At 65.1% G+C, this 21,174-nt stretch carries 20 protein-coding genes; 10 read left to right on the top strand and 10 right to left on the bottom strand.

The features are described from left to right. Positions 1-32: 32 nt before the first annotated feature. From N551_RS0129680 to N551_RS0129670, 3 genes are all read right to left on the bottom strand, one after another. Complete coding sequence (locus tag N551_RS0129680; protein ID WP_027570013.1) at positions 33-2,609, bottom strand: ligase-associated DNA damage response DEXH box helicase; 2,577 nt, start codon at positions 2,607-2,609, stop codon at positions 33-35. Positions 2,610-2,713: 104 nt separating this feature from the next. After that, positions 2,714-3,943, bottom strand: a complete 1,230-nt coding sequence (locus tag N551_RS0129675) for an ABC transporter substrate-binding protein (protein WP_027570012.1) — start codon at positions 3,941-3,943, stop codon at positions 2,714-2,716. A gap of 114 nt (positions 3,944-4,057) precedes the next feature. Next, positions 4,058-4,984: a methyltransferase domain-containing protein gene (locus N551_RS0129670; RefSeq protein WP_027570011.1), complete on the bottom strand. Its 927-nt coding sequence runs from the start codon at positions 4,982-4,984 to the stop codon at positions 4,058-4,060. Positions 4,985-5,050: 66 nt separating this feature from the next. On the opposite strand from N551_RS0129670, the gene N551_RS0129665 reads away from it, so the two are divergent. The 5 genes from N551_RS0129665 (at position 5,051) to N551_RS0129645 (ending at position 10,313) form a co-directional block, all read left to right on the top strand. Continuing rightward, positions 5,051-6,088 carry a ligase-associated DNA damage response exonuclease gene (locus tag N551_RS0129665; protein WP_035963306.1) on the top strand — a complete coding sequence of 346 codons (1,038 nt, stop codon included), beginning with the start codon at positions 5,051-5,053 and terminating at the stop codon, positions 6,086-6,088. Continuing rightward, the gene (locus N551_RS0129660) at positions 6,085-7,743 is read left to right on the top strand and encodes a cisplatin damage response ATP-dependent DNA ligase (protein ID WP_027570009.1); all 1,659 of its coding nucleotides are present in this window, start codon (positions 6,085-6,087) and stop codon (positions 7,741-7,743) included. The genes N551_RS0129665 and N551_RS0129660 overlap by 4 nt, the downstream gene beginning before the upstream one ends. Positions 7,744-7,864: 121 nt before the next feature. Next, the gene (locus N551_RS0129655) at positions 7,865-8,167 is read left to right on the top strand and encodes a DUF6460 domain-containing protein (RefSeq protein WP_007605031.1); all 303 of its coding nucleotides are present in this window, start codon (positions 7,865-7,867) and stop codon (positions 8,165-8,167) included. A 78-nt stretch (positions 8,168-8,245) separates the two neighbouring features. Then, a complete protein-coding gene (locus N551_RS0129650; protein ID WP_027570008.1) occupies positions 8,246-8,980 on the top strand; it encodes an MBL fold metallo-hydrolase in 735 nt (244 codons plus the stop codon). Position 8,981: 1 nt separating this feature from the next. Continuing rightward, positions 8,982-10,313, top strand: coding sequence for an MATE family efflux transporter (locus N551_RS0129645; RefSeq protein WP_027570007.1), 1,332 nt, complete (start codon positions 8,982-8,984; stop codon positions 10,311-10,313). 100 nt (positions 10,314-10,413) lie between these two features. Here the strand turns inward: N551_RS0129645 and N551_RS0129640 are convergent, their stop codons facing one another. Together N551_RS0129640 and N551_RS0129635 are read right to left on the bottom strand one after the other, a co-directional pair. Continuing rightward, positions 10,414-11,511 carry a quinone-dependent dihydroorotate dehydrogenase gene (locus N551_RS0129640; protein WP_027570006.1) on the bottom strand — a complete coding sequence of 366 codons (1,098 nt, stop codon included), beginning with the start codon at positions 11,509-11,511 and terminating at the stop codon, positions 10,414-10,416. Then, entirely contained in the window at positions 11,508-11,852 is a 345-nt protein-coding gene (locus N551_RS0129635; RefSeq protein ID WP_027570005.1) for a DUF952 domain-containing protein, read from the bottom strand. Before N551_RS0129635 ends, N551_RS0129640 begins: the two co-directional genes overlap by 4 nt. Positions 11,853-12,055: 203 nt before the next feature. On the opposite strand from N551_RS0129635, the gene N551_RS0129630 reads away from it, so the two are divergent. Then, positions 12,056-12,709: a helix-turn-helix transcriptional regulator gene (locus N551_RS0129630; protein WP_027570004.1), complete on the top strand. Its 654-nt coding sequence runs from the start codon at positions 12,056-12,058 to the stop codon at positions 12,707-12,709. A 127-nt stretch (positions 12,710-12,836) separates the two neighbouring features. Here the strand turns inward: N551_RS0129630 and N551_RS0129625 are convergent, their stop codons facing one another. The 5 genes from N551_RS0129625 to N551_RS0129605 form a co-directional block, all read right to left on the bottom strand. After that, positions 12,837-14,480, bottom strand: a complete 1,644-nt coding sequence (locus N551_RS0129625) for a lysine--tRNA ligase (protein WP_027570003.1) — start codon at positions 14,478-14,480, stop codon at positions 12,837-12,839. Positions 14,481-14,651: 171 nt separating this feature from the next. Next, a complete protein-coding gene (locus N551_RS0129620; RefSeq protein ID WP_027570002.1) occupies positions 14,652-15,587 on the bottom strand; it encodes a transporter substrate-binding domain-containing protein in 936 nt (311 codons plus the stop codon). Between the two features lie 92 nt (positions 15,588-15,679). After that, positions 15,680-16,270, bottom strand: coding sequence for an SCO family protein (locus N551_RS0129615; RefSeq protein WP_027570001.1), 591 nt, complete (start codon positions 16,268-16,270; stop codon positions 15,680-15,682). A gap of 24 nt (positions 16,271-16,294) precedes the next feature. Continuing rightward, a complete protein-coding gene (locus N551_RS0129610; protein WP_027570000.1) occupies positions 16,295-16,489 on the bottom strand; it encodes a hypothetical protein in 195 nt (64 codons plus the stop codon). Positions 16,490-16,793: 304 nt separating this feature from the next. Next, positions 16,794-17,264, bottom strand: a complete 471-nt coding sequence (locus N551_RS0129605) for a hypothetical protein (protein ID WP_027569999.1) — start codon at positions 17,262-17,264, stop codon at positions 16,794-16,796. Positions 17,265-17,555: 291 nt separating this feature from the next. Between N551_RS0129605 and N551_RS0129600 the strand changes: the two genes are divergently transcribed. From N551_RS0129600 to N551_RS0129585, 4 genes are all read left to right on the top strand, one after another. After that, positions 17,556-19,214 (top strand): FAD-binding dehydrogenase, encoded by a 1,659-nt coding sequence (locus N551_RS0129600; protein ID WP_027569998.1) that lies wholly within the window; start codon positions 17,556-17,558, stop codon positions 19,212-19,214. After that, positions 19,215-20,135 (top strand): PHB depolymerase family esterase, encoded by a 921-nt coding sequence (locus N551_RS0129595; protein ID WP_035963303.1) that lies wholly within the window; start codon positions 19,215-19,217, stop codon positions 20,133-20,135. 97 nt (positions 20,136-20,232) lie between these two features. Next, positions 20,233-20,583 carry a RidA family protein gene (locus N551_RS0129590; protein WP_007599359.1) on the top strand — a complete coding sequence of 117 codons (351 nt, stop codon included), beginning with the start codon at positions 20,233-20,235 and terminating at the stop codon, positions 20,581-20,583. 158 nt (positions 20,584-20,741) lie between these two features. Beyond that, positions 20,742-21,107 carry a nuclear transport factor 2 family protein gene (locus N551_RS0129585; RefSeq protein ID WP_027569996.1) on the top strand — a complete coding sequence of 122 codons (366 nt, stop codon included), beginning with the start codon at positions 20,742-20,744 and terminating at the stop codon, positions 21,105-21,107. Positions 21,108-21,174 lie beyond the last annotated feature (67 nt).

The raw sequence follows: 21,174 nt of genomic DNA, 5'->3' as shown, positions 1-21,174 counted from the left end.
CAGCGCGCCTGCCGTCACGTCAAAACCTGCTGTTATCCCATCGCCTCTTTGACCAGCTCGTCGGCGGCTTCGGCCAGGAGCTCGTCTCCAGCTTCGCCATAGACTGACTCGCGGCCGATTTCCAGCATCACGGGGACGGCGAGCGGGGAGACACGGTCGAGTTCCCGATGCGTGATGCGGCCCTGGATGCGGGTGAGCATGTCGCTGAGGCGGCGCAGATCGAGCAGGCCGGTGGCGGCATCGGCCCGTGCGGCACGCAATAGCACGTGATCGGCCTGGTGCTTGCGCAAGACATCGTAGACGAGATCGGTCGAGAACAGCACCTGGCGACGGCTCTTCTCCTCGCCAGTGTGCCGGCGCGCGATCAGGCCGGAGATGATCGCGCAATTGCGGAACGTGCGCTTCATCAGCGCGGATTCGGCAAGCCAGGCTTCGAGATCGTCGCCGAGCATGTCGGGATCGAACAGCGCGTCGAGGTCGATCCTGCCGTCCCGGATCATGAAGGACAGGTCGCCGAGCGCCCAGACCGCGATCGCATATTCGTTGGCGACGAAACCGAGCGGCCGGGCGCGGGCGCGCTCCAGCCGGCGAGTCAACAGCATGCCGAGCGTCTGGTGCGCGAGACGGCCTTCGAAGGGGTAGCAGACGATGTAATGCTTGTTGGCACGGGGAAAACTCTCGACCAGCAGCTCGCGCACTTCAGGCACGCGCGAGACATCCTTCTGCAACGACAGCCAATCGCGCACCTGCTCCGGCAAGGCGCCCCACGCGCGCCCGTCATCGAGCAGACGGCGGACGCGTTCGGCAAGATAGGTCGACAGCGGAAACTTGCCGCCCATGTAGGACGGCACTTTCGGGTCCTTGTCGTTGGCGCGCGACACGTAGACCTGGTCCTCGACCAGGGTCTCGTAGCGCACCACCTCGCCCGAGAACACGAAGGTGTCGCCGGGGCTAAGGCCCTCGATGAAGGCTTCCTCGATCTCGCCGAGCAGCCTGCCACCGCGCGCGATCACGCCCGTCGAGCCGCCTGCCTTGCCTTGGCCGCCGCCGCGCGAGCGCACCAGCCGCACCTTGAGCATGTCGTCCTCGACGATGGTGCCGACATTCATGCGGTAGCTCTGCCGCACCCTGGGATTGGCGACGCGCCAGCGCCCCTCCTTGTCCTGCTTGATGCGGGCGAAGCGCTCATAGGTCTTCAGCGCGTAGCCGCCGGAGGCGACGAAATCGACCACGTCGTCGAAATCCTGCCGCGTGAGATCGGCGTAGGGCGCGGCGGTGCGCACCTCGTCATAGAGCTCGTCGGAGAAAAACGGTTCGCCGCAGGCGCAGCCGAGCACATGCTGGGCCAGCACGTCGAGTGCACCGATGCGTAGTGGCGGCGTGTCCTGCGCATTCTCCGCGATGGCGTCGATCGCGACGCGGCACTCCAGCACCTCGAAACGGTTCGCCGGCACCAGCACCGCGCGTGAGGCTTCGTCGAGCCGATGATTGGCGCGGCCGATGCGCTGCATCAGGCGCGAGGAGCCCTTGGGCGCGCCGATATTGACGACCAGATCGACGTCGCCCCAGTCGACGCCGAGATCGAGCGAGGAGGTACAGACCACGCCGCGCAGTTTGCCCGCCGACATCGCATCCTCGACCTTGCGACGTTGCGCGACGTCGAGCGAGCCGTGATGCAGCGCGATGGCAAGGTTGTCGTCGTTCATGCTCCAGAGGTTCTGGAACAGCATCTCGGCCTGGCTGCGGGTGTTGACGAAAACAAGCGTGGTCTTGTTGGCCTTGATCAGCTCGTAGATCTCGGGAAGCGCATGGCGCGCGCTGTGGCCGGCCCAGGGCAGGCGCTCGCGCGTGTCCATCATCTCGACCAGCGGCGGCGCCGCGCCGCCGGCAATGACGATGTCGGCCGCCGCTTCCTTGCCGCCGGGCTGCGGCACCAGGAAGCGCGCCAGCGATTCCGGCTCGGCCACGGTCGCCGACAGGCCGATGGCGCGCATCTGCGGCGCCAATCGCCACAGCCGCGCGAGCCCAAGAGACAGAAGATCACCGCGCTTGGACGTCACCAGCGCATGCAGCTCGTCGAGCACGATGCGCTTCAAGGAGGAGAACAGGAACGGCGCGTCGTCGGACGACAGCAGCAGCGCGAGCTGTTCGGGCGTCGTCAGCAGGATATCAGGCGGATAGCGCCGCTGCCGCTGCCGCCGCGATGTTGGCGTGTCGCCGGTGCGGGTCTCGATCTTGATCGGCAGCGCCATCTCGGCGACGGGACGCTCGAGGTTGCGCGCGATATCGACGGCGAGCGCCTTGAGCGGTGAGATGTAGAGGGTGTGCAGGCCGCCGCTGCGTTGCAGGCTGCGGTCGGTGGAGACGACGGATTTCGCTGGAGCTGCGGGCGCGGAACTCAGCTCCACCAGCGTCGGCAAAAAACCGGCCAGCGTCTTGCCGGCGCCGGTCGGCGCGATCAGCAGCGCGGAACGGTCCTCGCGGGCTTTCTCCAGCAGCGCCAATTGATGTTCGCGCGGCGACCAGCCGCGGGCCGCGAACCACGCCTGGAAGCGGTCGGGCAACAGCGTGGCCGGCTGGGCCGATATTTTGCGGATACGGGGAGGCACGGCATGACAGGTAAGCCGTGGGGCGGGGTTCGTCGAGGGGTGGGAGGCCTTCCTTACCCTCTCCCCGCTTGCGGGGAGAGGGTAAGATACAGCAGTGCTCGCCTCTACTCCGTCACAGGCTTGTCGGACACGATCCAATCCTTGCCGTTGAAGGTCGAGATGAACAACGTCTTCATCGGGGTGTAGTCGCCGGGCGTGTAGTTGTAATTGACGCCGTCGAGGAAGAACGGCGAATGGAAGCCGTCGAGGGTCGATGCCTGCTTGAGCACGTTTTCGCGCGTGAGCTCATCGCCGCAGCGGCGCAGAATCTCGCCCATGGTCACCGCCTGGCCGTAACCGGCGTAGGCGATGGTGTTGTCGGGATCGACGCTCGGCAAATAGGCTTTCCGCAGCGCGTCGAACGCCATCACGTCCTTATCCGCCTCCCAGGGGCCGGGCCCGGCATCCTTGGAGTAACGGATCGCGACGATGCCGGTCGCATTCTCGAGTCCGGCGGCACTGAGGATCGAGCGGCCGGTGGAGCCGGCCGACAGCAGTTGCAGCGGCTTCCAGCCGAGCTCGGTGACCTTGCGGATCGACTGCGACGAGGCCTTGCCGGTGGAGATGTTGTAGAAGACGTCGGCGCCGGACTTCGAGAGATTGATGAGCTGGGAATCGACGGTCGGATCGGTCAGATCGTAGGTCTGCTCCATGATCACCTTTGCGGCCCCGCCGGCGTCTTCCAAGACTTTCTTGAAGGGCCCGAGGAAGTCGCGGCCAAAATCGTCGTTCTGATAGAGGATGCCGACCTTGGCATTCGGCTTCACGCTGAGGACGTGCCGCGCCAGGATGCGGGCTTCGGTCGGATAGAGCGGCAGGCCCGCCATCGTCCATTTGAACTCTTTCGGATTATTCCACTTGGAGGCGCCGGTGTTGAGCAAAAGCTGCGGCACGCCCTTTGAGTTCAGATATTTGTGCACGGCGGTTTGCGGCGCGGTGCCGAGCGAGCCGTAGAGCGCGAGCACCTCTTCCTGTTCGACCAGGCGCCGCGTCGCCTCGACGCATTTCGGCGCGCTGTAGGCATCGTCCATGGTGAGGAATTTGACCTTGCGTCCGTTGATGCCGCCCTTCTCGTTCAGCATCTGGAAATAGGCTTCGCCGATGCGCCCGAGCACGCCGTAGAGCGAGCCGGGGCCGGAATGCGGCACGGTCTGCCCGATCTTGATCTCGGTGTCGCTGGCGCCGGCATCGTATTTCTTCTCGGCAGCCCAGACGGAGGGCGCGGACAAGGTGGATGCCGCGATGGTGGCGAGCGCGGCGGCGCTGAAATCGCGCCGCGATGGATTCTTCGTCATTATTCGTTTCTCCCTGGTGCGCGCATTGTGCTGGCATCGCCGCACGGCTCGCAAGTGGGAAGTCACGGCTTTGCGACGCAATGACGCTTAAACCGCCGCATATAGCGCCTAGACTCAAGTTTTCTCGGCGACCACGACGAGGCCGCGCACCGGCTCGTTGTTCTCGGTGCGTGGCGAGGCCTGCTCCAATGTGAGGAGCTTGAAGCCGGCCTGCGCCATCGTATCGCGCACATATTCCGCCGAATGGGCATAGCGCAGGCCGTCGCCGAGCACGATGCCGCTGCCGTCATGGGTCTCCAGCGTGAACGCAAGCACGCCGCCGGGCGCGAGCACGCGCCTGGCTTCACTGAGCACCGGGGCGAGATCGGGGAGATAGACGAACGCATCGGCCGCGACGACGAGGTTCGTGCTCGCATCGCTCCTGCTGCGCAGGCCCTCGATCATGTCGGCGACTTCGAGCTCGGCATAGAGGCCGGTGGCGCGCGCCTCCTTGACCATGCCGGGCGACAGATCGATGCCGATGAACTGGTCGACCTGTTTTGCGAAGGCGGCGGCCGCAAGCCCCGTCCCACATCCGAGATCGATGGCGCGCTTGAACAGGGCGGGCTTCTTCGCGGCGACGCGGGCAGCCACCACCGCCTTGAAGATCAACGACGGCGCGCGATAGCCGAGATCGTTGATCAGAACGTGCTCGAAGCGCGGCGCGTATTGATCGAACAAGGCCTGCACATAGGCCTTTGGCATCTCGGACAATTGCGCGTCGCCGAGGCGCATCAGATGCAGATGAGCGCCGTGCTGATCGCTCGGGTCGGACTCGCGCGATTTGCGAAAGGCCGCAATCGCCTTGTCGCGCTCGCCGAGTTGCGCGCAGATTTCGCCGAGCGTGAACCAGGCCGAGGTGAAATTCGGCGCAAGCTCGATGGTCTGCTCCAGCAGATTGGCAGCGGCCGCCAGATCGCCCTTGAGCTGAAGATCGCGCGCGAACTCGAAGCGGCGGTCGGCCATGAGATCGCCGGAGGTCAGGAACAGGCGCAGGGGCATTGGGGAACCAGGAAGCGAAGTGGGCGGGTGACTCGAAGATGCGGGGTCGCGACCTATATAACAGGCATGCGTCCGCAAGACATCCTGCTGCCAGTTGCTGCCGGCCTATGCTGCAAGCCGGGCGGCTTCCATATCGACCCCGTCCGGCCGGTCGAGCGGGCCGTGATCACCCACGGCCATTCCGACCATGCCCGCGCCGGCCACGGCGCGGTGCTGGCGACGCAGGAAACGCTGGACATGATGCGGCTGCGCTATGGCGAGAATTTCGCCGGCTCGACGCAGGCGATCCGCTATGGCGAGGAGATCCGGCTCGGCGACGTCAGCGTGAAGTTTCACCCGGCCGGCCATGTGCTCGGTTCGGCGCAGGTCGCGGTCACCTGCAAGGACACCTGCATCGTCGCCTCCGGCGACTACAAGGATGCACCCGACCCGACCTGCACGCCGTTCGAGCTGGTATCCTGCGACGTCTTCATCACCGAGGCGACGTTCGGACTGCCGGTGTTTCGCCATGGCGATGCGGCCGATGAGGTCAAGAAGCTGCTGGCTTCGGTGGCGCTGTTTCCGGAGCGCGCGCATCTCGTCGGCGCCTATTCGCTCGGCAAGGCGCAGCGCGTGATCGCGCTGCTGCGCCAAACCGGCTACGACGCGCCGATCTATCTGCATGGCGCGATGGAGAAGATCACGCATTACTATCAGAGCCGCGGGATCGAGCTCGGCGAACTCAGGCCGGTGAAGGGCGTCAAGAAGGTGGCGCTCGCCGGCACCATCACGCTGGCGCCGCCCTCTGCGACATCCGATCTCTGGACCCGGCGGTTTCCCGATCCGGTCACGGCATTCGCCTCCGGCTGGATGCGGGTGCGCGCCCGCGCGCGGCAACGCGGCATCGAGCTGCCGCTGGTGATCTCGGATCATGCCGATTGGGACGGCCTCACCGTCACGATCGCGGCGACCGGTGCCGGCGAGATCTGGGTCACCCACGGCCAGGAAGACGCGCTGGTGCATTGGTGCCAAAGCACGGGCTTGCGGGCGCGGCCGCTCGATCTGGTCGGCTACGGCGACGAGGAGGAGACCGAGACCCCGCTCGCTGACGAGGCCGAAGCGTGAACCGCTTCGCCGAACTGCTCGACCGCCTCGCCTACGAGCCCGGCCGCAACAACAAGCTGCGCCTGATCACCAGCTATTTTCGCGAGGTCGCGGATCCCGACCGCGGCTACGCGCTGGCCGCGCTGACCGGTGCGCTCAGCTTCAAGCACGCCAAGCCCGCATTGATCCGCGACCTGATCGCCTCGCGCACCGATCCGGTGCTGTTCGGGCTGAGTTACGATTATGTCGGCGATCTCTCCGAGACGGTGGCGCTGATGTGGCCGAAGGCCATGGGTGTCCACAACAACCCGCCACCCCCAACCCTCACCGAGGTCGTCACCACGCTGCGCACGCTCGGCAAGACCGAGCTGCCAAAACAGCTCGAGCGCTGGCTCGACGAGTTGGATGAGACCGGCCGCTGGGCGCTGTTGAAGCTCGTCACCGGCGCGTTGCGCATCGGCATCTCCGCGCGCCTGGCCAAGACTGCGGCCGCGGCACTCGGCGACAAGGACCCGCATGAGGTCGAGCTGATCTGGCCCGGTCTCGCGCCGCCCTATCTCGACCTGTTCGCCTGGCTGGAAGGCCGCGGCGACAAGCCGGTCAATCGCGATCCCGCGCCGTTTCGCCCGGTGATGCTGGCGCATGCGATCGAGGACACGGATTTCGCCGCGCTCGATCCCGCCGACTACATCGCCGAATGGAAATGGGACGGCATCCGCGTGCAGGCGGTCGCCGGCCGCGACGAGCACGGCCAGATCACCGCGCGGCTCTATTCGCGCACCGGCGAGGACATCACCGGAAGCTTTCCGGATCTCGTGCCATCGTTGCGGCTACCCGGCGCCATTGACGGCGAGCTTCTGATTCTGCGCGAAGGGCGCGTGCAGAGTTTCAATGTTCTGCAACAGCGGCTCAACCGCAAGGTCGTGTCGCCGAAGCTGATCAAGGAGTTTCCAATTCATCTGCGCGCCTACGATCTGCTCGGCGACGACGAGAATGATCTGCGCGAGCTGCCCTTTGCGGAGCGGCGCGAACGGCTGGAGACCTTCATCGGCAAGCTCGACGATTCCCGCATCGATCTCTCGCCCACCGTGCCCTTCGCAAGCTGGGACGCACTGACCGCCGCACGCGCCGATCCCGCGAGCGCTGGTGCGGGCGAAGACGCGGACGCCGTCGAAGGCGTGATGCTGAAGCGGCGCGATGCCCCCTATCTGCCGGGACGGCCGAAGGGACAGTGGTGGAAGTGGAAGCGCGATCCGCACATCATCGACGCCGTGCTGATGTATGCGCAGCGCGGCCACGGCAAACGCTCGTCCTACTATTCCGACTACACCTTTGGCGTCTGGACCGCAGGCGCGGGCAGTGACGAGCTGGTGCCGGTCGGAAAAGCCTATTTCGGCTTCACCGACGAGGAGTTGCTCCAGATCGACCGCTTCGTGCGTCGCAATACCACCGAAAAATTCGGTCCCGTCCGCCACGTCGTGCACGAGCCGGACAAAGGCCTGGTGCTGGAGGTCGCCTTCGAGGGGCTGCAGCGCTCACCACGGCACAAATCCGGCGTCGCGATGCGCTTTCCCCGCATCAGCCGCTTGCGCTGGGACAAGCCGCCGCGGGAGGCCGACCGGCTGGAAACACTGGAAAAGATGCTGAAAGCGGAGGCGGCGGAGATTGAGGCTTAAGAAGCCCCGGGCGTGTGGTTGCCCGAATTAAAATCCCGTAAGCCGATTGACGCCCCCTCACGGGTTCCCCATGTCCACCGCCTTGCCCTATGATAGGGTCGAATCCCCTGAGGAGTTTGAGATGGCCCACGACGTCAGAGATTTGCCGGCCGGCCGCAGTGATGGCCTGAACCGCTTTCTCGGCGGCTCGCCGCTGGCGGTCGCGTTTCGCCTGGTGCTGCTCTCGATCCTCGTCGGCGTCGTGCTGGCGGCGATCGGCTTCGATCCCTGGAATATTCTCTACAGCATTCGTCTCTTGTTCCAGCGGTTGTGGGATCTCGGCTTCGATACCGTGAACTGGCTGTGGCGCTACTTCCTGCTCGGCGCTGTCATCGTGATCCCGATCTGGCTGCTGATGCGCGTTTTCGGCGCGCCGCGCAGGTAGGCCGTTAGTTTTGAGCATGATCTTGTCGGAAAACCGCTTCACACTTTTCCGGATCATGCTCTAGGGAGCTCGCAGCCGATGCAATTGCGCTTTGTCGGCTGCGGCGACGCCTTCGGATCGGGGGGCAGGCTCAACACCTGCTTCCACGTCTCGGGGCGCGAAGCCAACTTCCTGATCGATTGTGGCGCGTCGGCTTTGCCGGCGCTGAAGCGGCTTGAGATCGACTGCAATGAGATCGATCTCATCCTGATCACGCATTTCCACGGCGACCATTTTGCGGGGCTGCCGTTTGTTCTGCTCGACGCGCAATTCTCGCGGCGGACGCGGCCGCTCACGATCGCCGGCCCCAAAGGCATCGAGACGCGGCTGCGTGCGGTGATGGAGGCTCTGTTCGAGCACTCCTCGAAGACGAAACAGCGCTTCGAGCTGTCGGTCGTCGAGCTCGCGCCCGAGCAGAGCCAAAGCTTCGGCGCGGTAACGGTGACGCCCTACCCCGTCGTGCACGGTGAATCCGGCGGACCGTTCCTCGCTTATCGCGTCGAAGCGGAAGGCCGCACGCTGGCCTACAGCGCCGATACCGAATGGACGGAGACGCTCATTCCGTTGGCGCATGGCGCGGACCTTTTCATCGCCGAGGCCTATATGTACGAGAAGGTGGTCAAGAATCACCTCAGCCTGAAGACCTTGGAACAGCACCTTCCCGAAATCGGCGCAAAACGGCTCGTGCTCACCCATATGAGCGAAGACGTGCTGTCGCGCCTCGACGACATCGCCCATCTCGCCGCCGAAGACGGCATGGTGCTCGTGTTCTGACATGCACGCACCCGTTCACGTGAAGATCGGTTCCCGTCAGGTCTTCGCCATCGCAGGCCCCGCGATGGTCGCGAACCTCACCACGCCGCTGATCGGCGTGGTCTCGACCACCGCGATCGGACGGCTGGACGATGCCGCGCTGCTCGGCGGCGTCGCCATCGCGTCCGTCATCTTCGATTGCCTGTTCTGGCTATTCGGCTTCCTTCGCATGAGCACGCTCGCCTTCACGGCGCAGGCGCTCGGCGCCGGCGAGACGCGCGAGCTGACCGCGATTCTGGTGCGCGGCTTCATCGTCGCGGGCCTGATCGGCATAGCCCTGATCGCGCTGCAACTGCCGCTGGCCGCCGTGCTGTTCGACCTGATGGGCGGCAGCGAAGGCGTTACGCGCGCGGCGAAAACCTATTTCGTGATCCGGATCTGGTCGGCGCCGCTGGCGCTCGCCAATTATGTCATCCTCGGCTGGCTGGTCGGCCAGGCCCGCGCCAATCCGGCGCTCGCTCTCCAGGTCGTCATCAATCTCGTCAACGCGGCGGCGACGATCCTGCTGGTGCTGGTCTACGACACCGGCATCGCGGGTGCTGCGATCGCCGCACTGCTATCTGAAGCGGCCGGATTCGGGCTCGGCATGATGGTCTGCCGCCGCTATGCGGACGGCGGGTTCGCGGTGCCATACGCAGAGCTGTTCGACCGGACCAAGCTGATGCGGCTGCTGGCGGTGAATTCCGACATCCTGATCCGCACCGCGGCACTGATCGCCGTGTTTCTGTTTTTCACAGCCAAGGGCGCACGGGCTGGCGACGTCACGCTGGCCGCCAATTCCGTGCTCAACAATTTTCTGCTGGTTAGCGCCTTCTTCCTCGACGGTCTAGCGAACGCAGCCCAGCAGCTTTGCGGCCGTACGCTCGGCGCACGCGACGCGAGGGGATTTGCGGATTCGACCCGGCTGGTGCTGCTATGGGGGCTCGGCTTCGCGCTGGTCGTGTCCGCGCTGTTCGCGCTGCTCGGGCCGAATTTGATCGATGTCATGACGGCGAGCGAAAGCGTCCGTCGCGGCGCGCGGGAATTCCTGCCGTTCGTCGTGCTCGCGCCCATTCCCGGCGTGTACGCCTTCGGCTTCGACGGCATCTATATCGGCGCGACCTGGGCGCGCGAGATGCGCAATCTGATGCTGGCCTCGCTCGCGATCTTCCTCGCCACATGGTGGGCGCTGCAATCGTTCGGCAATGCCGGGCTGTGGAGCGCGCTGATCGCCTCCTACGTCTCGCGCGGCGGCTTGCAGGCCGCGCGCTATCCGGCGCTGTACAGGAAGACGTTTTCGAAACAGTCGCTGTAACGCGTAGCCCGGATGGAGCGAAAGCGTAGTCCGGGGCCTTCGCGTCCGCGGATCGAATCCCGGATTGCGCTTCGCTCCATCCGGGCTACGCCGCGAAGAGCTACATCCCCGGCCAGGCTTCCGCCGTCAACGTGGCGGCGTCGGAGCCGACGATCTCGGAGAGAGAATCCCGCCCGGTGCGCAATAGGGTTGAGGTGAGGTCGCGCTTGATCTCGTCAACGAGGCCGAGGCCCTTGTAGACCAGCGACGAATAGAGCTGGATCAGGCTCGCGCCGGCGCGGATTTTCGTCAGCGCGGCGCCGCCCGAGTCCACGCCGCCGACGCCGATCAGGGGGAATGCGCCCTCGACGCGCACATAGGTCTCGGCGACCATCCGCGTCGACAGCCGGAACAGCGGCCGGCCGGACAGGCCGCCCTGCTCCTTGGCGCGCATCTCCTCGCGCAGCGTGCTCGGCCGCGCGATCGTGGTGTTCGACACGATCATGCCGTCGACCCGGCGCGAGCGCGCGACCTGCACGACATCGTCGAGCTGGGCGAGGCTGAGATCGGGCGCGATCTTGAGCAGCACCGGCGTGTCGCCGGCGCTCTCGCGCACCCGCTCGCGCGCGTCGATCACCCTGGCGAGGAGATCGTCGAGCAGCGCGCCTTCCTGCAGATTGCGCAGGCCCGGCGTGTTCGGCGAGGAGACGTTGACGGTGAAATAGCTCGCGACCGGCGCAAAGGTCTCGATCAGCCTGACGTAATCATTGACGCGATCGGGTGAATCCTTGTTGGCGCCGACATTGACGCCGACGATGCCGCCGTGCTGCGCGCGCGCCGCGAGCCGGCGCAGGGCGGTCTCCGCGCCGTCATTGTTGAAGCCCATGCGGTTGATCACGGCCTCGTCGCGCTCCAGACGAAACAGCCGCGGCCGCGGATTGCCGCTTTGCGGTTTCGGCGTCACCGAGCCGATCTCGACGAAGCCGAAGCCGAGCCGCAGCAGCGCATCCGGCACTTCGGCGCTCTTGTCGAAGCCCGCGGCCATGCCGATCGGATTGGGGAAGTTGAGCCCGAAGGCACGCACCGCAAGCTTGGGATCGTCAGCCTGCGGCTTGCCCGGCGGCAGGAAGCGCAGGCCTTGGATCGCGAGGCGATGCGCATCCTCCGGATCGAGCCAACGCAACACCGGCAGCGAGAGAGCGTCGAAAGCGCGGATCACGGGGCAAGCTCCGGAACGTCGTGGCCGCCGTCGGAGCGCGTGTTGAGGTTCATCACGGCCATCACAGCGCCGAGATCGAGCTCGCCGTAAAGATGCGGAAACAGCTCCTCATTGCGCGAACGCTCCCAGCGCAATGCGCTGCCGAGCGCATCGCCGTCGACCTCGACCAGGAACAGCGCGCGCTGCCCGACATAATGCTTGTGCAGGGTCTCGGGAACCTGGGCGGCGGTCGAGAAATGGATGAATCCGTCGCGCGAATCGTCCGCGCTGCCGCGGTAGACACCCTGCCGTTCCGCCTCACGCCAGGCCGAGGCCGGACAGATTTTGTAGATCTTGACCACCGCTTACGCAGTCCTGTTTGCCCGTGGAGACAGCTCTTTGAGTCTCCTGGGGATTTTCGTCTCTCGTGGGTCGTTAATCCCGGGCGGGACCGTAAAGGCCACCCCTGCCGAACTCAAGACTTAGACGCCGCCTCTTGCACCGAAAACGGAAAACCGATTGATTTGAGGATAGTTTTCCTGAGTTGCGACGGGCTGGACCTTCCATGGTCAGGCAGGCCAAAGCGCAGAGGATGCTCACCCACGACCAGATCTGGGGCGCGCTGGATCGGCTGGCGGCGCGTGCCGGCCTGTCGCCCTCCGGCCTCGCCAAGCGCGCCGGGCTCGATCCCACCACCTTCAACAAGTCCAAGCGCGTCACCTCCGACGGCCGCGAGCGCTGGCCCTCGACCGAATCGATCGCGAAAGCGCTGGCGGCCGCAGATTCCTCGATCGACACTTTTGCAAGGCTGATCGCCGACGAGGCAGGCGGCGGCCGCTCGGTGCCGCTGCTCGGCTTCGCGCTGGCGAGCGCGAGCGGCGCCTTCGACGAGTCCGGCTTTCCCATCGGCAAGAGCTGGACCGAGTTTGCGCTTCCCACCGCCGAAGACAGCCACAGCTTCGCGCTGCAGATTTCCGGCGAAGCGCTACAGCCCGCCTATCGCGACGGCGACGTCATCCTGGTCTCACCCGGCACACCGATCCGCAAAGGCGATCGCGTGGTGGTGAAGACCAAAGCGGGCGAGGTCACGGTGGCAACGCTGAAGCGCCGCACGGCAAAGGTTCTGGATTTGCAGCCGCTCGATCCGCCACAGCCCGAGCGGACGATGGCGGCGAGCGAGGTTGCGTGGATCGCAAGGATCGTGTGGGCGAGCCAGTGAGGGGGGCTCCGCTGTCATTCCCCGCGAAAGCGGGGAATCCAGTACGCCGCGGCGTTTCGGTTCAGCACGGCGGGCTCTGGAATACTGGATCGTCCGCCTTCGCGGACGATGACGGTGAGTGCTGGACTCACGCACTCCGCGCCAGCGCGCCGTCGATCATGTTCACCGCGTTCTGCACGCCATACACCGCGACAAAGGAGCCGAAGCGCGGGCCCTTTTCCTGGCCGAGCAGCACCTGGTAGAGCATGTTGAACCAGTCGAGTGTCACGCCGGGACGGCCGTCCTTGCCCTTCTTGACCTGGTCGAGGAACGGCTCGCGGCGGCCGATCTCGTAGACGACGTTCTGGATGTCCTCGGCCGAGGCGTCCTGCGGAAGCTGCGATAATGCATCCCGCAAATCCTGCAGCGCCGCGCGCTCGGTCTCGGTCGGTTCGCGGAACGTCTTTGTCGGCGCGACGAAGTCGCGATAATAGTTGATGGCATAGCCGACCATCGCATCGAGCTTGGGATGCGTCTGCGGGCTCACGCCGGGCCGATAGCGGCCAATGAAACCCCACAGCGTCTCGGCATTCTCCGCGTTCGACGAAGACACCAGCGTCAGCAAGAGCTGGAACGTGACGGGCATATCGAACTTCGGCGGATGGCCGCTGTGGACATGCCAGACCGGATTGCCGAGCTGCTGCTTGGCGTCCTGCTTCGCAAAGCCGTCGATGAACTGCTGGTAGTCGTCGACGTTGCGCGGGATGACATCGAAATACAGCCGCTTGGCCGCCTTCGGCTCGCGATACATGAACAGCGACAGCGATTCCGGCGAGGCATAGCGCAGCCATTCGTCGATGGTGAGGCCGTTGCCCTTCGACTTCGAAATCTTCTGGCCCTTGTCGTCGAGGAAGAGCTCGTAGTTGAAGCCCTCCGGCGGCGTGGCGCCGAGTGCCCTCGCGATCGCGCCGGACAGCTTGACCGAGTCGATCAAATCCTTGCCGGCCATCTCGTAATCGACGCCGAGCGCGACCCAGCGCATCGCCCAGTCGGCCTTCCATTGGCACTTGACGTTGCCGCCGGTGACCGGCGTCTCGACTTCCTGGTTGGTATCGGGATCGAGATAGGTCACCGTGCCGGCCGCAACGTCGCGGCGGATCATCGGCACCTGCAGCACGACACCCGTGGTCTTGCTGATGGGGAGGAACGGCGAATAGGTCGCGCGGCGGTCGGGTCCGAGCGTCGGCAGGATGATCGCCATCACCTTGTCGTAGGCAGCTAACATCTTGAGCAGCGTCGCGTCGAAACGGCCGGACGTATAATAGTCGGTCGAGCTCGCGAATTCGTAGTCGAAACCGAAATGATCGAGGAAGGCGCGCAGCCGCGCATTGTTGTGGTGCCCGAACGACGGATATTCGTTGGAGAACGGATCCGGCACGCGGGTCAGCGGCTTGCCGAGATGCGCGGCCAGCATCTCCTTGTTGGGGACGTTGTCGGGCACTTTCCGAAACCCGTCCATGTCGTCGGAGAACGCGAGCAGGCGCGTCTTGATCTTGTTCTCGGTCAGCACATGAAAGGCGTGCCGCACCATCGAGGTGCGCGCGACCTCGCCGAAGGTGCCGATATGCGGCAGGCCTGATGGCCCGTAGCCGGTCTCGAACAGCACCTCGTCCTTCGGGCTTTTCTTCAGCCGCGCGACAATGGCCTTCGCCTGCTCGAACGGCCAGGCGTTGGATTGTTCGGCGAGCGCACGCAGATCGCTCGGGTTCGCGGCAAGATCGATAACGGACATCTAAGGGGCCTCCGGGGCGCGGAAAATAGCGATTTCCAGGCAGAATGCAATTTTGCGGGGTACTGCCACCGCGCCGTCATTGCGAGCGAAGCGAAGCAATCCACTGCGGAAACAGCCTGGATTGCTTCATCGCAAGGGCTCCTCGCAATGACGGCAGAGCAGGCAGCGAAACTAGAACGGGCTCACCGAGAAGTACCGCAGCCACAGATCCGTGTAGCGGCCCTTTTCCCAGACGCGGAACATCGCCCAGTTCAGGGCCTGGCGCAGCACGTCGTTGCCCTTGCGCACGGCGATGCCGATGCCCTCGCCGAAGAACCGGCTTTCGACGAAGGGGCCGCCGGAGAAGGCGCAGCAATCGCCGGAATCGGTGCCGTTGATCCAGAACGCGAGCGCGATGGCGTCGCCGAAGATGAAATCGACCTCGCCCTTGCGCAAGGCGCCGCGCATGGCATCGTCGTTGGGATAGGGGTGCAGCTCGGCGTCGGTGAACATCGCCTTGAGATAGGCTTCATGCGCGGAGCCGGCGATGACGCCGACCTTCTTGCCCTCGAGATATTCGGGACGGATCTCCGGCATCACCGCGTCCTTGCGCGAGGCGAAGCGCGCCGGCACGCGGTAATAGGGGTCGGTGAAGTCGACCCGGGCGCGGAGCTGCGGGCTCACCGCCATCGAGGCGATGATGGCGTCGCCCCGGTTGGAGGCGAGCGCATCGACCAGCGTCTCGAAGCGGCGCATCTGCACCGTGCAGGTGACCTTGATCTCCTCGCACAGCGCGCGGGCGAAGTCGACGTTGAAGCCGGCCGGATTGCCGTCGGCGCCGGTATAGTTGAAGGGCGGATAATCAGTCTCGGTCAGGAAGCGGATCACGGTCAGGCGCGACAAATCCGGCCGCTCCGGCCGCCGCCGCGGGTCCCAAAAGCCCGGCACGGCCTGCGGGGCGGCTTGCGGCGCGACCTGGGGTGAGGCTTGCGGCGCCGTTGGGGGCTGCTTGGCCGGGGCCTGCGCCTGCGCGCGTGGCGCAGCAGCGAGCAGGCAGACGCCGACGACCAGCCCGGTCAGCAAGCCACGGGCGGATTTGGACGATTTCGCCTGTTGCGATGGGGCCATCGGCTGAAAATGAACGAATTTCGTTGGGATCGGAGGGCCTTATAGCCCATCCGGCCGGGAACGCGAGCGCGGATTGCGGCCAATAGGGAAGCCTACAGATACCGCTTCAAGTCCACCGCGGCCTCTTCAGGCGTGCGCTTCAGGTTGAATGGCGAGACGAAGCGGCCGTCGCGGTCCATCAGATAGATCAGCGCGGTGTGGTCCATGGTGTAGTCGCCGTCCTTGGTCGGGACCTTCTTGGCGTAGACCCGGTAGGAGGTGATCACCTTGGCGGTCTCGGCAGGATCGCCGCTGAGGCCCTCGAGGTGCGGGTCGAAGCTCGACAGATAATCCTTCATCGCCGCCGGCGTATCGCGCTCGGGATCGACCGAGATGAAGACAGCATTGACCTTGTCGGCGTCCTTGCCCAACGCGCGCAGCACTTCCGAGATCTCGAACAGCGAGGTCGGGCAGACGTCGGGGCAATGGGTGTAGCCGAAGAAGATCAGGGTCGGCTTGCCCTTGAGGTTCTTGTCGGTGATGGCCTTGCCGTTCTGGTCGGTGAGCTGGAACGGGCCGCCGATCGCGGCCGGCTGCGCCACCTTGCTGACCCCGCCCATGGCCCAGAATACGATCAGCAGCCCGAGGATGAGGCTTGCGGCGAAGGCGGTCGCGATCACCAGCGGACGGGCGGCGGAGCTCATGGGCGGAAAACTTCCTGTCGCGGGTCAGAAGCAGGCGGCGAAACCGGTCCTGATCATTTCGAAGAACACCTGGCTGCCGTAGTGGAACCAGAGCGCGAGCACGCCGAGCACGACCAGGCCGCCGACGCCAGCACCCGCCAACAGCAGCACGAACGGCATCCGGCCGGCAGTGGGCGAATTGTCCGATACAGGATGTGCGGGGTGCAGTGGTTGAGCCATGACAACGATCGGGGTGAAGGCCGGAATTCCCTGCCTTTCAAATAGGCGCTGGGACGGGACCGGGCAAGCGCAGCCGGCGGGCCGGAGATCAATTGGGGCGGAGGATCTCCATCATGCCCGGGCTTGTCCCGCCTGCGCGGCCGGAGCCGCTCCGGCGAGGCGAAGGCCCGGGCATCCACGGACTTTCCAGCCGGGCCAAAAACGTGGATGGCCGGGACATAGGCGAGCGAAAGCGACGCCGTCCTTCGGACGGCTACGCCCGGCCATGACGATCAATTAGTGAAAGGCGAATGACTGCCGCGCCCTACCGCGGCGATGGCTTGTTGGCGGAGGCCTGCGCGTCGAGGTAGCAGGGCTTGTACATGGCCTGGAGCTGCCTGCCCTTCAGGAAGAGCATATGCGGGGTGAGGCCGCCGCGCTGATTGATCCAGCGTTTCACCTGCGAAGGATACATCGCATAGAGCATCTGGGTCGCTTCGGTATTGGTGACGGCGCGGCCGTTGCTGCCGAAATCCCACGCGGCGTGGAAGCCCAGTGTCGCGTGCGACGTCACGCAGATGCGGTCAGGCGGGATGGCGCCGAGGACGATGGTGCAGGCAGAGGCGCAGAGACCGTCAATGATGACGGTGTCGCCCGACTGTCGCAGGTCCTGATATTTGTCGACGTAGGTTCCGATCCGGCCACCGCGGTCATCCGCGATCCGAACCACCGCGTGAGAAGCGCCCATGCTCGCGATCAGGAGAACCGCCGCAAGCAACCCCGTCAGAAACTTCATTGGCCCCCGCCCCAGTCGAATTCGAATCTGTGTGTCAGGTGGTGATGCCCTGCTAGGGTCCGTCGTAACCGCGGTTTTGTCTAGGCATGCCGGCTCGCTCAAAACAAATTCAAATCCAGTGTTGCGCCGGCGCTGCACTCAGCCGGTCTTTTTCCCGAAGTGGAACAAGTTAACGATGTCTTACGCGGCACACTCTTGATCTCAGTTGCAACCGCCGGCTTCAATCCGGGCAACTACAGGGGGGAACTGTGAAGGGGAGACACATGAAGGGGGAAACATATGGCCGAACAGATGGCTGAAGAGACTGACGTCATCGTTGTCGGCGCAGGACTGTCCGGCCTCGTGGCCGCAACCGAGATCGCGGACGCCGGCAAGCGCGTGATCGTGGTCGACCAGGAGGGCGAGCAGTCGCTCGGCGGCCAGGCGTTCTGGTCGTTCGGCGGATTGTTCCTGGTCGATTCGCCGGAGCAGCGCCGGCTCGGCATCAAGGACTCCTTCGACCTCGCGATGCAGGACTGGCTCGGCACCGCCGGCTTCGACCGTGACGAGGATTTCTGGCCGCGGCAATGGGCCGAGGCCTATGTGGCGTTCGCGGCCGGCGAGAAGCGTGCGTGGCTGCGCGCGATGGGCCATCGCATTTTCCCCGTGGTCGGATGGGCCGAGCGCGGCGGCTATGACGCCATGGGCCACGGCAATTCGGTGCCGCGCTTTCATGTCACCTGGGGCACCGGGCCCGGCATCGTCGAGCCGTTCGAGCGCCGCGCGCGCGAGGCCGTCAGAACCGGCCGGCTGAGCTTTCGGTTCCGCCATCGCGTCGATGCGCTCTCGATCACCAACGGCACGGTGGATGGCGTCAGCGGCGCCATTCTCGCCCCGGATAATGTCGAGCGCGGCAAGAGCTCATCGCGCAACGTCGTCGGCGAGTTTGCGTTGAAGGCCCAAGCCGTGATCGTGGCGTCCGGCGGCATCGGCGGCAATCACGAGCTGGTGCGGCAGAACTGGCCGAAGCGGCTCGGTGCGCCGCCGAAATTCATGATCTCCGGCGTGCCCGAGCATGTCGACGGCCGCATGATCGGCATCACCGAGAAATCAGGCGCGCGCCTGATCAACCGCGACCGCATGTGGCATTATGTCGAAGGCATCCAGAACTGGTCACCGATCTGGCCGCGCCACGGCATCCGCATCCTGCCCGGCCCCTCCTCGATGTGGTTCGACGCCACCGGCACGCGCTTGCCGGCGCCGTTGTTTCCCGGCTCCGACACGCTCGGCCAGCTCCAATACATCATGTCCACCGGCTACGATTATTCCTGGTTCATCCTGACCCAGAGCATCATCAAGAAGGAGTTTGCGCTGTCGGGCTCGGAGCAGAACCCCGACCTCACCGGCAAGAGCTGGCGCATGACCATCAAGCGCGCCACCAACAAGGGCGCGCCGGCGCCGGTGGAAGCGTTCAAAAGCCATGGTGTCGACTTCATCGTGCGCGACAAGATCGAGGACCTCATTGCGGCCATGAACAAGCTGGCCGGCAGCGACCTCCTCAAGCTCGAGCACATCAGGATGCAGATCGAGGCGCGCGACCGTGAGATCGCCAATCCTTACGTCAAGGATGCGCAGGTGATGAACATCCACAATGCGCGGCGCTATATCGGCGACAGGCTGATCCGCACCGCCTCGCCGCACCGCATCCTCGATCCCGCGCAAGGGCCGCTGATCGCGGTCAAGCTCAACATCCTCACCCGCAAGACGCTGGGCGGTTTCGAGACCGACCTCTCTTCGCGCGTGTTCGGCGAGGAGGGCAGCGTCATCGCCGGCCTCTATGCAGCGGGCGAAGCCGCCGGCTTCGGCGGCGGCGGCGTGCACGGCTATCGTTCGCTGGAAGGCACGTTCCTCGGCGGCTGCCTGTTCTCGGGCCGCAATGCGGGCCGCGCCGCGGCGAAGGCCGTGGGCTAGATGATGCGGCGGCGAATGCGCATCGCGGCGTTTGTCGCGGCATTGGCCGCCACTTCGGCTGCGTCCGCCGACACGATCGACATCGACGGCGTGAAGCGGTCCTATACTGTGCAACTGCCGGCGAAGCGGCTCGTGCCGCTTGTCGTGGTGTTGCATGGCAAGACCCAGCGCGGCGCCGACATGATGACGCGGACGGCGTGGCCGCAGGTCGCAAAGCGCGAAGGGTTTGCCGTGGTCTTTCCTGATGGCCTCAACCACGCATGGGCCGATGCGAGGACCAAAGCGGGACCGGCGCTCCGTGGCCCGCCCGCGGGCACCGACGACGTCGCCTTCATCGCAAAGCTCGTCGAGAAGCTGGTGGCGAGCGGCACCGCCGATCCTCGCCGCGTCTATGTCACCGGCATCTCCAATGGCGGCGCCATGGCCATGACGCTGGTCTGTGCCCGCGCCGATCTGTTTGCTGCCGGCGCGAGCGTGAGCATGAACCTCACCGATGAGGCCGCGGTCACGTGCCATCCGTCGCGGCCGCTGCCGATGCTGCTGATGAACGGCACCGCCGATCCGCTGGTCCCCTACGAGGGCGGCCGCGGATCGAGCTATTATGCCGCAGACGGGTTCTGGTCCACCGACGAGACGCTTGCGTTCTGGCGCAAGCTCAACGGCTGCGAGACCGACAATGCCGACGCGACCGATTTGCCCGACAGGGCGCCCGCAGATCAGTCCACGGTGACACGGATCTCGTCGCGCTGTCCTGGAGGGCACGACGTCGTGCTTTATCGCATCAATCAAGGCGGTCACCGCATGCCCGGATTTTCTCCGGATGCGCGCTTCCCGAAGGTCGCCGCCAGCTTGCTCGGATCGCAGAACGGCGACATCGACGCCGCCGAGACGATCTGGACGTTCTTCGGCCAGTTTCCTTGAAGTGCGACGCATGCATAGCCAGGCACGCATGCGTGCCTGGGGTGGCACGAGGCAGGCCGCTGCGCTAGACAGAGCCGCCATTCAAAGGAGACTCCCAATGAGCATTCAGCGTCTTGAAACCGGCCCGCGCATGAGCCAGGTCGTCGTGCACGGCAACACCGTCTATCTCGCCGGTGTCGTCGCCAACAACGCCGCCGGCGAAAGCGTGACGAAGCAGACCCAGGACATCCTGGCGACCATCGACAGCCATCTCGCCAAAGCGGGCACCGACAAGTCGAAGCTGCTCTCGGCCACGATCTACATCACCGACATGAAGACGTTTGGCGAGATGAACGCGGTGTGGGACGCCTGGGTCTCGCCCGGCAACACGCCGGCACGCGCCACCGTCGAAGCCAAGCTCGCGGCAGCCCAATACACCGTCGAAATCATGGTCACGGCGGCGAAGTAAGTTCGCGACGACATTTGCGCGCGCTTGTCGACGCATGATCTGATCGGGAAACCGCCTTCCCGGATCATGCGCATGACCTCCGAGGTAATCGATCAGCGCGCGCAAACCTTCGATAGTCAGGTCAGCCGAACGACACGGCGCCATCGAAGGAGACCACAATGACCGACCCCATCACCATCGCCCGCCGCTACATCGATCTCTGGAACGAGCGTGCAGCCGGCCGCCGGCGCGAACTGCTGAGCCAGAACTGGACGGCGGATGCGAGCTATGTCGATCCCCTGATGAAGGGGGATGGCCATGACGGCGTCGATGCGCTGATCGCAGGCGTGCAGCAGCGCTTTCCCGATTTCAAGTTCAAGCTGATCGGCGAGCCCAACGGCTACGGCGACCATGTTCGCTTCAGTTGGGGCCTTGGTCCCGATGGCATCGACAGCCCGATCAAGGGGACGGATTTCGCCGTACTGAAGGACGGCCGTATCAGGAGCATCACGGGATTTCTGGACCAGGTGCCCGCAGGCGCGTGAGCACGCGCTGATCGTTGCCAGGCCCTCTCCGTTGTAAAGGGAGAGGGCGCACTTTCGCTCGTCGCAC

The organism is Bradyrhizobium sp. URHA0013, from assembly GCF_000518345.1.
Classification (GTDB): domain Bacteria; phylum Pseudomonadota; class Alphaproteobacteria; order Rhizobiales; family Xanthobacteraceae; genus Bradyrhizobium.
Note: the sequence above shows the minus strand (reverse complement) of the source record. Positions and strands in the feature narration are given on the sequence as shown.